The sequence below is a fragment of the Limosilactobacillus panis DSM 6035 genome, assembly GCF_001435935.1.
GTDB classification, from domain to species: domain Bacteria; phylum Bacillota; class Bacilli; order Lactobacillales; family Lactobacillaceae; genus Limosilactobacillus; species Limosilactobacillus panis.
In genome coordinates, this window is record NZ_AZGM01000020.1 from 12964 (window position 1) to 25967 (window position 13004).

7 protein-coding genes and 1 other annotated feature (1 of these 8 running past the window's edge) are annotated in these 13004 nt (G+C 46.4%); of the genes, 6 read left to right on the forward strand and 1 reads right to left on the reverse strand.

The window, feature by feature from the left end:
- Positions 1-96: 96 nt before the first annotated feature.
- Complete coding sequence (locus FD32_RS01250; protein WP_047769594.1) at positions 97-990, reverse strand: DMT family transporter; 894 nt, start codon at positions 988-990, stop codon at positions 97-99.
- Positions 991-1174: 184 nt separating this feature from the next.
- On the opposite strand from FD32_RS01250, the gene FD32_RS01255 reads away from it, so the two are divergent.
- The 6 genes from FD32_RS01255 to FD32_RS01280 all read left to right on the forward strand — a co-directional run bounded on the left by FD32_RS01255 (position 1175) and on the right by FD32_RS01280 (position 12609).
- Positions 1175-3679, forward strand: coding sequence for a hypothetical protein (locus FD32_RS01255; protein WP_056962090.1), 2505 nt, complete (start codon positions 1175-1177; stop codon positions 3677-3679).
- A 292-nt stretch (positions 3680-3971) separates the two neighbouring features.
- The gene (locus FD32_RS01260) at positions 3972-5351 is read left to right on the forward strand and encodes an amino acid permease (protein ID WP_047769590.1); all 1380 of its coding nucleotides are present in this window, start codon (positions 3972-3974) and stop codon (positions 5349-5351) included.
- A 130-nt stretch (positions 5352-5481) separates the two neighbouring features.
- Positions 5482-6324 (forward strand): DNA/RNA non-specific endonuclease, encoded by an 843-nt coding sequence (locus FD32_RS01265; protein ID WP_047769579.1) that lies wholly within the window; start codon positions 5482-5484, stop codon positions 6322-6324.
- Positions 6325-6590: 266 nt separating this feature from the next.
- A complete protein-coding gene (locus tag FD32_RS01270) occupies positions 6591-7967 on the forward strand; it encodes a C69 family dipeptidase (RefSeq protein ID WP_047769587.1) in 1377 nt (458 codons plus the stop codon).
- A 413-nt stretch (positions 7968-8380) separates the two neighbouring features.
- Positions 8381-11824, forward strand: a complete 3444-nt coding sequence (locus FD32_RS01275; RefSeq protein WP_047769577.1) for a pyruvate carboxylase — start codon at positions 8381-8383, stop codon at positions 11822-11824.
- Between the two features lie 23 nt (positions 11825-11847).
- Positions 11848-12609 carry a biotin--[acetyl-CoA-carboxylase] ligase gene (locus FD32_RS01280; RefSeq protein WP_053003070.1) on the forward strand — a complete coding sequence of 254 codons (762 nt, stop codon included), beginning with the start codon at positions 11848-11850 and terminating at the stop codon, positions 12607-12609.
- Between the two features lie 237 nt (positions 12610-12846).
- Positions 12847-13004: a binding site (T-box leader), on the forward strand; it runs 82 nt beyond the window's last position.

The window sequence follows — 13004 nt, forward strand, 5'->3', positions numbered from 1 at the left end:
AAATCCGCAATTAACCATAAAAAAGCATTCGGTGCTCATGTAATAATCCGAGCACTGAATGCTTTTTAATGTTTATCTATAAATTTCATTGTGAGATTAACGGTGAAGGGTCTTGGTGAAGGTTACGATAACGCTTGCCGTAAGCACTAAGATGGCTCCTAAAATCAACGATGGGGTCACTTGAACCGGGAAGAAAAAAGCGGAATAGATGATCACAATAACCGGTCCAATCGCGCGTACAATGTTTGCCTTTCCCGCAGAAATAAATTTTAAGCTCGTGTAGAAGAGGAGAAGGGAGAGAAAACCGTTAAAGAAGGCCCCACCAAAGTTAAAGGCCACCGCTGAAGATGAAAATCCTTTAAAGGACGTCCCACTCGCTAGAGCAAAGATAAGTAATAGTATTGCTGAGGTTGAATGGTTGTAAAAGAGGACGCTGTTTGGGTGAGCGTCCGCAACCAGATGCTTAGCAGTGATGTTATTTGCGGCATACATTAGCGGATAGATAAAGGCACAGATAATGCCCCATCCATTATCACTGAGTTGCAGACAGCCACCAGAAATCAAGAAAGAACCGATGATGCACAGGACAATGGCGAGATAGTCCAATCCTTCAATCTTTTCACGAAGAAAAATGTAAGAGAGCACGAAAACATAGACTAGGTACATTCGCTCGATTAGGGTGACGGTAATTGGACTTAGCAAAGATAGCGCCACGTACTGGAGAATAATTCCTATGGCGTTTGTCCCCCCGAGAAGCCATAGCCAAGGGTTGGCGAAAGAATGCCAGCTAATAGTTTGATGCCTGAAAATAATTGTTATTAAGACAAACCCGGCCGCAAATAAGCTGGTAAATATTCCCCCGATTACTGGGCTGAGACTCGTTAGTGAGAACTTATTAAGCACCGGGCTAATGCTACTGAACAAGAGCGAAATTAAGTTTAATTCAACGCCCCACAACTGCGCTTTTGAAAAAGATTTTGTACTATTCATATTTCTTTCTCCTCCTATAACATCTAAGATAAATGATTCTCAGAAATAAACAATTAGGTAATCACCTAGTTCGTTCCTAAACGTCATTAAATTATTTCCGATAGTTTATTAAAAATTCTTAGATGCCAAAATGGCTTAGCTTCGTATTTATTAAGTGAGACCAATAATGCGAGGAGAAGAACATATGAAAAGCAAACATATTAAAACAACATTAGCACTTTTTTCTACACTAGCCCTAGTTTCAATAACGGTGACGACGGTAAACGCAAAGGCAATTAACAGTGCAGAAAGTACGTCAGCCGGGAAAGTTACCGACCCAATGGAGCGGACGGTTATCCGGGAAATAACGGTTGTGAACCCCCTAAGCAAGGAGAAGACAGTCATTAAACAGGTTGCCACTATTAATGTTGAGCGGATAAAGGCGAAGCATCCTGACATGTGGCCTGAATTTGTGGCCCCAGAGTTTGCTGGTTACCGACCATCCGAACTTCAGCTGGACCCCGTCAAGATGACTCCCCAGATGAAGTCAAGAAAGGTAACGATTGAATACCAACCGTTTACTGACAAGGTCGCCCCTGCAACCCGTTTTTTTATGTTAGATGACGTTGACAGTCCTTGTAAATCATCAATTTTAATTCCAGTCCATTCTGATCAATTTGGCCGTTATAAATTACCGACCCCGCCGGCAGGATACCACTACTTCATCACGAATCTGCCAAAAGAAATTCAGTACTTTCCAAATACCGGTCACACCAGCTTCCACCTGACGGTCAAAAAGGATGAAAATGATCAAGAAAAGCCCGCTAGTAAGGTTTTAACCCGGAAAGTCATTTTCCACTTACCGGCTGGTGACAAGGTTATTGAACAGTCTGCACGGGCTGATTTTTTGAACGGCCGCTGGATGATTCAATCTTTCCCGCAATTAATGGTTCCGCAAGTGGATGGGTATGTGTCGACGGTCAAATGTGTTCCTGATTTGCAAATTGAAGAAAATGCAATTAACCAGCCTGTACCGACATTTGAGGTCCAGTACAGTAAGAATACAAGTGACCAAAAGGATAGTAGTAAAGAGAAAGGGGAGGAGATGGCGCAAGGCTCAAAATCCGACTCAAAGGATTCATCAACCGCCACTAGCCAAACCGGTCAGGAAAAAGGCAGTCAGACAACGGATACCGCGAAAGGTGACGGCAGCACTCAAACCGAGAATTCAGGGATTAGTTCTTCTACCCAGACAGATACTGACAGGGGACAAGATACAGATACTCAGACCAGTGAGGCTGAAAAAGGAGACGCAAGCACGCAGGTAGGTGAAAGCACGTCATCAGCAACCCAAACGGAAACGACCGATAGTAAAGATGCCGGGACCCAAACGTCTAAACAGCAGGTAGCCAGTGAAAACACTCAAACCAGCGGGGGAGTATCTGCAGGCACCCAGACCGATGGAGACGAAACAAAGGAAGAGGGCTCCCAGACAGCCGTGGTAGGGATGGAAGATTCGGCGTCCCAGACAGAGAATCCTGAGAAAGCTTCAACGGCAACCCAGACTGAACCTAATATTCAGACCAGCTCGAGTGCTACCCAGACAGATAATGAGGTTCAAGGGGGCTCTGTGGCCACCCAGACCGATGGTGTTTTGACGAATTCTACCGGGACCCAAACTACACCTAGTGTTTCCGTCGGTACGCAGACAGAAACTCATTCGTCAACTGCTTCTGTAGCAATTCAAACTGAAGATAACGGTGTCTCCAAAGGTGTGCAAACTGATTCTGCTACCGAGGAAAGCGCTGGTACGCAGACAGAAACGCTCAGACTAGATTCATCGACGACCCAGACAACTAATAATCTGGGGAAGGTTTCTACTGGGATCCAAACGAGCGGTACTATCGAGAATGTTGCGTCGGGTACACAAACAGAGGAAAGTGACGCTAGGGAAGGCGTTCAAACGGGCCTGAAAGTCGGGAACAATGCAGAAACACAAACCGGCGATGTAAACGGTAGTTCTTCAAGCGCACAACTTGTGTCAACAGGATCGCAAATGGAGACTGACCCTAGTAGTATTATTTCATCAAGTACGCAGACGGATGAGAACACTACCACTACTGGTACTCAGACCGATAATTCTGGGGTGACTTCAACTGCTACCCAAGCATCAGGCAGCCAAACTAGTGATGGCACCCAAACTGACGAGTCGCAAGGCAAGGGCCAGGCAAGCCAGAATAACCAGGAAGAAGGATCAAATACAACAACCCAAACGCATCAACCAGTTTATGCAGACGATAGCAGTCCGGCTCACCAAGCTGTTAAGGAGAATGATTCGCAAGTCGCTGAAAAAGGGGATTCCGAGGAAAACAATAGTCGACAACTTAACGGTAATACCCAAGCAGGGGAAGGTCCGGTGAGCGATGTTCCAGAAATGTTTGCTAATCACCCGTTCTCAGATAACTCTGCTGACCCGACAAGTATGCGGTCTCAAGGTCGGCCCGGACTTGACCACCATCTTCAACGAGAACTTAACCGGATTCAGGATCCGCTCCGCTCCTTAGAAAATGAACCAATTACAACCCATAATGATCAGCTTCCTCAAACGGGTAATAACCAGTCCAGTACTAAAACAGCATTGTTAGGATTAGTAACAACTGCCTGGACAGCTGCCGTTAGCCTCTTCGTTTTAAAGTGTAAATCCAAATAAATTTAGATTAGTACTTGCATTTTTAATTTTCTCATAGTATTCTAATAACAGTTGAAAATGAATGGAGGAAGTTAGAATGCAATTATCAATTGTACAACATAAAAAACTATCGCTAACCTCCACCACAACCACAACAACTAAGACCGTGGTTGGGGAATAATTAAACACGTATTTGATTCTGTTAATTAACAGCTATTCAATTTACTCAACCACAATTACTTATTAAAGTGTGTGGCTGATTGGGTAAATTGGATGGTTTTTTTTGTTGGAGAAGAGAGGTTTTATTATGTCAATGCATGAAAAGGTTAAATTAAAAAGAACGATGACTCCCGGACAAATGGAAATGATTGCAATCGGTGGAACCATCGGTAGTGGTCTTTTCATGGGGGCAACGTCGACCATCAAGTGGACCGGGCCATCTGTCCTACTAGCTTACGCCCTCGTCGGCCTGGTCCTTTACGGGGTCATGCGCGCATTAGGTGAACTGATATATATAAATCCAGGGACCGGATCTTTTGCTGACTACGGTGAGAAGTATATTCATCCCTTTGCTGGCTACTTAACAAAATGGAGTAATATCTTTCAATTCATCATTGTTGGTATCTCAGATATTATTGCCATGAGTCAGTACCTGAATTATTGGTGGCCCAACCTTCAGGACTGGATTTCCGGAATCATTATGATTGCAATCCTGACCCTGGCTAACATTGTTTCTGCGAAGGCCTACGGGCGACTGGAATTCTGGTTTGCCATGATTAAGGTGGTAACCATCATCGCCATGATTATCCTGGGTCTTTGCGTGATTGTCCTCGGTCTTGGTAATAACTGGCACCCGGTTGGAATTTCTAACCTGTGGACACACGGCGGATTCTTCACCGGCGGTTTCATGGGCTTCATGTTCTCCCTTTCTGTTATTGCCGGCTCCTACCAAGGAATCGAACTTCTGGGGATTACTGCTGGTGAGGCTGCTTCTCCGCGCAAAGCAATTGTTAAGTCTGTTAAATCCGTTATCTGGCGGATTCTGATCTTCTACATTGGTGCAATCTTCGTCATTGTTTCGATTTACCCTTGGAACCAACTGAAAGCGGTCGGCTCACCATTCGTTGAAACCTTTACTAAGGTCGGAATCACTGGTGCGGCCGGGATCATTAACTTCGTTGTCTTAACGGCGGCCCTGTCCGGTGCCAACTCTGGTATCTACAGTGCCAGTCGGATGCTGTTTAAGCTTTCAATTGATGGTCAAGTACCAAAAGTATTCAGCCGGCTTTCAAAGCGGGTTGTTCCTAACGTGGCCGTTTTGACAATCGCCTTCTGGATCTTCGTTGGTTTCGCCCTGAACTCAATCCTTTCAATGGTCGACGCTAACGCAAAGAACATCTTCGTTATCGTTTATAGTTCAAGTGTTCTTCCCGGGATGGTCCCATGGTTTATCATTCTGCTGGCCGAATTAAACTACCGCCGGCATAATCCGCAAGACCTGGTTAACCACCCATTTAAGATGCCTCTTTACCCGGCATATAACTACTTCAGTCTGATTGCCTTAACAATTATCCTCGTATTTATGTTCTTCAATCCAGATACGCGGGTATCAGTTTCCGTCGGGGTCATCTTCATCTTCATCATCTGGTTAGTATACCAGCTTAAGGAGCGGAAGAAGGCTGTAGTTAAATAAATCAGTAAAACACCATTAATGCTGCGCGCGCTGCATTAATGGTGTTTTTTGTCTGAATACAAAATGTTTGACCACACGTTCGGCAAAATATAGTAAGATAGAGGTATTAAGAATTAGAGAGGTTTTAATCATGTATCGTCTCAAAAGAAAATTCTGGCGGATTATCCTCGCATTGGGAATCCTCTTTGCGGTTGGTGGGCTCGTTAATCAACCGGATAACGGTAAAGCAGCACTGTCACAAGGAATCCAACAGCTTGCTTCCTGGGGAAACCAGAGTCAGCGAAGCAGTCAACCAACGACACTTCCACCGACTAAGCAACAAGCCGAGGCAGTTCTCACGTCGGGGATTCGTTCCCAACTTGGTTCGTCCGTTTCGTGGAATGGTCACGGGGCATTCATCATTAATAATAACCAGCCCAGGCTAAACGCTAATATCAATAGTGCTCCCTACGCGGTTAACTATAAAGATCGGCAGGGAAGGGCATGGCGGGGAGATGCCTGGCTAAACCGAACGACCCGTCAATACAGAAACCGTTCTGAAACCGGGAACGGAGCAACAAACTGGCGACCGGCGGGCTTCTTACAGGCGTATAACCTTAAGAACGGGTACCGTCATGCATATGATCGTGGCCACCTCCTCGGTTATGCCTTGGTTGGCGGAATCCGTAACTTCAATGCCTCGGAATCAAACCCGGCAAATATTGCAACGCAGACGGCCTGGGCAAACGAAGCGCGCAGCCCAGAATCAACGGGGCAAAACTACTATGAAGGCCTGGTTCGCCAGGCGCTCGACCAGGGGAAACAGATCCGTTACCGGGTTACCGACCTTTACGACGGCGACAACGTTGTTCCCTCTGGTGCCCATATTGAGGCTCTTTCGAAAGATGGAAGTTTGAAGTTTAACGTATTCGTGCCCAATTGCCAGCGCAATATCAATATTAACTACGCAACGGGAGCTGTAACACAGCGATAATAAAAGACATACAGCCATGAGAAATAGTTCTTGTGGCTGTTTTTTACTTCTCCGGTTAAACATTGGATCCTTTGTCTAACAATTATGAGGAACTTCACTATGAGTCGCCGGCCCGTATTGTGTCAATAATCGTCTTATACTAGTCAAAGGCGTTTTCCCAGCTTCATCAATCCCAAGGCTCTGGAACTGCTGTTGTGGATGTCTCTTGAAAAGGCTGTGAATCTTCTAGTCAGTACATTAAAATATAGGGGAAAGGGATGAAGATAATGGAAACACACACTTGTACGATGTTTTTGGCGGGGAAGAAGGCAACCCTGGACGGCTCAACGATTGTCTGTCGGGAGGAAGACTATTCCAATGCTTTTGATCCACAACGTTGTGTATACGTAAAGCCAACAGAGCAGCCACGCCACTACGAGAGCAAGTCAACGTCCTTTAAGATTGACTTGCCTGACGACCCGGTCGGTTATACCTCGACGCCGGACGCCGACAGTTCCGCCGGCGTATTTGCTGCTGGCGGGATTAACCAGCACAACGTCAGCATGACTGGAACACTGACAATCACTACTAACTCCCGAATCCTCGGGATTGATCCCTTTAACACCACTGATGGGATTGGTGAGGAAGACTTGGTCACCTTAGTTTTGCCATATATCAAGACAGCTAGGGAAGGGGTAAAACGATTGGGTCACCTGCTAGAAAAATACGGGACTTATGAGTCAAATGCCCTGGCTTTTGGTGATCATGAAGAGGTCTGGTATATGGAAACAATCGGTGGGCACCACTGGGCTGCTGTCCGGATCCCAGACGATGCCTTCGTGATTGGGCCGAACCGGCTGACAATCGATAACTTTGACTTTGCATCCGACAAAACTGCCTGCTCTCCTGACTTACAGGACCTGATTGACCGCAATCAGCTCAACCCGGCCCTCGACGGTCACTACAATCTGCGGGAAATTTTTGGAAGCCAGACCGTTACTGACGCCCACTACAACAACCCGCGGGTTTGGTACGTGCAACAACAGTTGAGTGACAATCCAACCGGCAATCCAACTGATCAGAATCTTCCATTTATCTGTCATCCACGGCGTAGAATCTCAATTGAAGACATTAAGCGAGTGATGAGTTCGCATTACCAGGGCACCCCGTACGACCCTTATGAGCATGACCAGGTTCCGTACCGGTCGATTGCTCTCAACCGGAACCTGGAGCTCCATATTCTGCAGATCCGTAACGGTGTACCGGACGCGGTTTCTGGAGTCCACTGGCTTGCCTTTGGGCCGAACGCCTTCAACACGATTGTGCCATTCTACGCCAACGTTACCAATACCCCGGCCAGTTACCGAGACACCCCAACCGACTTTGCCTCCGGTAGCATGTACTGGTTGACTCACACCATCGCTGCCATCGGTGATGCTCATTATGAACAGGCACGGGTAGCGGTAGAAGCCTATGAGCAGCAAGTTGTCGCCACTTGCCGGCAGATCCAGCGGACCACTGATCAAGAGGTGGACACGGCATCCCCACAGGACCAGCTCACCCATGCTAACCAACGGATGGCTGACATCGCTATGAAGGAGGCCACAATCTTACTGGGCAAGCTGGTTACCGTAGCCTTCAAGGAGGCCAAGCTCCAGTATTAAGAGCCATAAATTTATTTGAACAAATATGATGTGATAGGCTATTTTCGTTGTATTGGGAATCTATCCAATTAATTGAAAAATTACAAATGGGGGATAGCACCAGGTGTTTACTTGTTTAATAATGCGAAACGATTTTCATGAAATTCCCCCAATACCTGAACGGGCCTCCAGTGTTCTTAACGCTGGGGGCCTACTCGATTATTGTCTTGATTAAAGGATCATGTCAGGCCTTTTTTAATTTTTAAACTACTTTTCAAAAATTGCTAATAATATATTGACGTATTAAAATACGATGAGTATAGTTGATGTTAAATTAGAAAAAGATTAAAGAGGGCGAACAAAATGAAGAATATTAATATTTGCACTAATGTTGTTAGTTATTGTATGTGAAGCACAATACAGAAGGATGGTGCATGAACTTGTTTAAAAAGGTATTAATTGCTAACCGTGGAGAAATTGCAACGCGAATTGTCCGTGCTTGTCACGAACTCGGCATCAAGGCAGTGGCAGTATACGCTAAAGAAGATGAATACAGTGCCCACCGTTTTACTGCCGATGAAGCTTATCTGATTGGCCAAGGAGAACAACCCCTTGCAGCTTATCTTGACATCGATGAAATTATTCGGGTTGCTAAGGAATCAGGAGCAGAGGCAATTCACCCAGGATATGGTTTCTTAGCAGAAAACGCGGACCTTGCGCAGGCCTGTGTCGATAACGGAATTAAATTTATTGGTCCCAAGCCAGAACACTTGCGAATGTTTGGTGATAAGTTAGTTGCCAAGCAGGTAGCTGTCAAGGCCGGCCTCCAACCAATTCCGGGCTTATCAGGCGACGTGGTTAATGCTGAACAAGTTAAAAAATTTGCTCACCAGCATGGATACCCAATTATGGTTAAGGCGGCTAACGGTGGAGGTGGCCGTGGAATGCGGATCATCAAGGATGATCAGCAACTTGATGAAGAATTTGAGCAGGCTAAAGACGAGGCTAAAAAGGCCTTTGGTTCCGACGAAATGTATGTTGAAAAGGACATCCAGCATCCCAAGCACATCGAGGTGCAGGTCATTGCCGATGAGCATGGGCACGTCATGCACCTATTCGAACGGGAATGTTCTGTTCAGCGTCGCCACCAAAAAGTAATCGAGTTTGCCCCTAGTAAGGTTCTTTCTCCCGCACGGCGGGCAGAAGTCTGCAACATGGCGGTTAAATTGATGCAGAGCGTTCACTACCAAAATGCCGCCACAATTGAATTTCTGGAAACACCAGAGCAATTCTATTTTATCGAGGTTAACCCCCGGGTCCAGGTTGAACATACGGTAACGGAAATGATTACCGGCATTGACATTGTTAAGACACAGATCCGGATTGCGGCCGGCGAAGACCTTCATAAGGACATTGGTCTCCCGGAACAGGCGGACCTCAAGTTTCATGGTGCAGCCATCCAGTGCCGGGTAACAACCGAAGATCCAGAGAACAACTTTATGCCGGACACCGGGCAGGTCATGACCTACCATGCCCCCGGTGGTACAGGTATTCGACTAGATGGAAACGTCTACCCGGGTTACACCGTGACACCTTACTTTGACTCTCTTCTCGTCAAGTGCTGCGCTGCGGGTGAAGACTTCGCCGAGGCGCGGGTAAAAATGTTGCGCGCCCTTAATGAATTTCATATTCGTGGCGTTAAAACCAACATTCCGTTCATGATTAACGTCTTAAAGCACCCAACTTTTATTGCTGGAAACTGTTCAACCACGTTTATTGACGAAAATCCAGACTTATTCCACTTTAACACTCAGTCAGACACACCGCTGCAACTGTTAAACTACATTGGAAATGTCACGGTTAACGGTTTTGCTGGTGTAACAAAGAAAGCAAAACTTGCTCATCCTGACATGCAGGAGCCGCAGGCCAGGCAAATCGAAAACGATTCACAAGCAGACAAAACGGTCAAGGGTATTCTCGATGAGCAGGGTGCAGACGCTGCATTAGACTATGTCAAACAGCAAAAGAAGGTTCTCTTGACCGATACGACCATGCGGGATGCCCACCAAAGCCTGTTTGCTACCCGAATGCGGACGCATGACATGCTCCCGGCTATGAAGGTATATGACCAGGCCATGCCGCACCTTTTTTCGGTCGAAAGTTGGGGCGGGGCAACATTTGACGTCTGCTACCGTTTCTTAGGTGAAGACCCTTGGGTACGGCTCCGCCTTCTTAAGAAGTACATGCCCCACACTCTTCAACAGATGCTTCTTCGGGCTTCTAACTCGGTCGGCTATCGGAACTATCCTGATAATGCCCTAAAACGGTTTATTGACCACAGTGCCAAGACCGGGGTTGACGTTTTCCGGATCTTTGATTCCCTAAACTGGATTGACCAGATGCAAAGAAGCATTGACTACGTTCGTAAGACCGGTAAGATTGCCGAAGGGGCAATGTGCTTCACCGGTGACTTTTTAAAGTCAAGTGAACGTAAATATACGCTAGCCTACTATATGAAAATGGCTCAATCGCTGGTCGATGCAGGTGCCCAGGTAATTGGCATTAAGGATATGGCGGGCCTACTAAAGCCCCAGGCGGCCTATGAACTGGTTGGCAACCTTAAGGCTAAGTTCGATGTCCCTGTTCACCTTCACACTCACGACACCACCGGGAACGGCGTGGCAACCTATGTGGCAGCTACAAAAGCCGGTGTTGATATCGTTGATGTTGCAATGGCGGCAATGGCGGGTACCACTAGTCAACCTAGTCTTGGGACCTTCTATTATGCCTTGGAAGGGGATTCCCGTCAGCCAGAATTAAACATGCACAATGTTGCGGTTCTTAATAGGTACTGGGCAAACGTCCGTCCCCTCTACAGTGACTTCAGTAACGGTGTCAATGCTCCCCAACCGGACCTTTACCAGACTGAAATGCCAGGGGGCCAGTATTCGAACCTGAAACAACAGGCCCAGTCTTTAGGAATCAGTGACTTTGGTAAGGTCGAGGCCAAATATCGGGAAGTTAATGAACTACTCGGCGATATTATCAAGGTCACGCCGAGTTCCAAAGTCGTTGGTGACATGGCAATCTTCATGATTCAAAACCATCTGGACAAGGACAATATCCTAACAAAGGGCCAGCACGTTGACTTCCCGGATTCGGTTGTGAACTTCTTTGCGGGCGACCTTGGTCAACCATATGGTGGTTTTCCTAAGGACCTCCAAAAAGTTGTCCTAAAGGATCATCCGGCAATTACCGTCCGTCCCGGCGGCCTTGCCAAGCCGGTTGATTTTGATGCCGTCAAGAGTGAGTTGGCAGCAAAAATTCACCAGGAGCCAACGGAAGATGACCTCCAGGGCTACATCATGTATCCGAAGGTATTCATTGACTACTTCAACAACCACCAATCATACGGAAACGTGATGGACCTGGATACCACTACTTACTACCAGGGAATGCGTCCCGGAGAAAACTTAACGGTCAGCTATGGAACAGGGAAGAAAATGCTACTAAAGCTTGACTTTGTCTCCCCAGCTGATAACGAAGGGAACAGGACACTGTTCTTTGAGCTTAATGGTCAAACTCTCCAACTAAAGGTCAAGGATCGGCAGTTAAAGGGAAAGGTTGCCAGCGTCCCAAAGGCTGATCCCGAAAATCCCGGCCAAGTGGGAATGCCACTTAACGGCAACGTAGTTAAAGTAAACGTCAAAGCTGGTGACGAGGTCAAGGTTGGTCAAGTCCTGGTGACCACCGAAGCCATGAAGATGGAATCAGCTGTTAAGGCACCGTTTACTGGTAAGGTCACAGAGGTCTTTGCTAAGGTTGGCGATGCCCTTAAGAGTCAGGACCTACTTTTAAAATTGAGTAAGGAAGAATAGAGTATCCAAGGAGGAGATTAGATATGCAAAAATTCCCCCAATTAGCGGCAATGGGTGTGCCAGCTGAAGAATACGCCACCCTTTCATCAACAAACGTGGTCGCAAAAAAGAAGATTGTCGAAGGGACTGCCCCAACTACGTTCCTGGTATCAGCAAGGGAACAAACAGCTGGTCACGGTAAATTGAATCGGTCATTCTATTCACCAGCCGGGAGTGGGGTTTACTTTTCTCTTGGACTAGCCGAAGAAAACATTGTCCAAAATAATGACCCTGCCAAACTTACGGTGACTGCTGCGGTAGCTGCTTTTCTCGTTTTAGAGCGGCACTTCATGGATTCACTTGCAATTAAGTGGGTTAACGACCTCTATGTTGGTGATAAAAAAGTGGCGGGTATCCTTGCAGAAACCGCAGTTGACGGTGCTAACCACCTTCATGGGGTGGTAATCGGCTGGGGGATCAACCTGGTAACACCGCCGGACCTACCGAGTGCACTCACTAACCAGGTTGGGGGCCTTAGTCCACTAATGGTTAGCAACCGAGAGCGATTAAACATTATTGACGAAACTGGCGCCCAGTTTATCCGCCTTCTTGCAGGCTGTAGTTGGGAGCAGATTCTCCAGATTTACCGCGAACACCAACTTATTGCCGGGAAGAAAGTGGTCGTTGAATCTGGTCTTAAAAAAATAGCCGGACAATTCGACCACATCTCAGATAGGGGTGGTTTGTGTCTCCAAACCACTAATGGGGTGGAAGAAATAAGAACTGGGACGGTCCGTAAACAATAAATAACTCTAAGAAGAGACTGGGGAAAACATCAGAGTGCTCCGTAACTAGACAACTTGAGCGCTTCTTCCCCAGCCTCTTTAGTTTTGATAGAATTAATATTTTTAAGAGTCGGCACATGTGAAAACGCCATCAAGACAAATTAAAATTAAAAATTACATATTTCTAATATTTCTTTAATTTTACCCTTGATTTTCTCATAAACAGATGATATTCTACAAACAATCAATTGAAACAAACAAACGACGTTGATCGAGAACAGCGAGTATCATCGATTGCAGAGAGCTGATGGTTGGTGCAAATCAGTAGAAAGTGGTACTTAGCTAATCACTCGTGAGTTGTATGTCGAACGATTTTTCAAGTAGAACGTACTGGTAGCACCCATTATCGTGCCGAC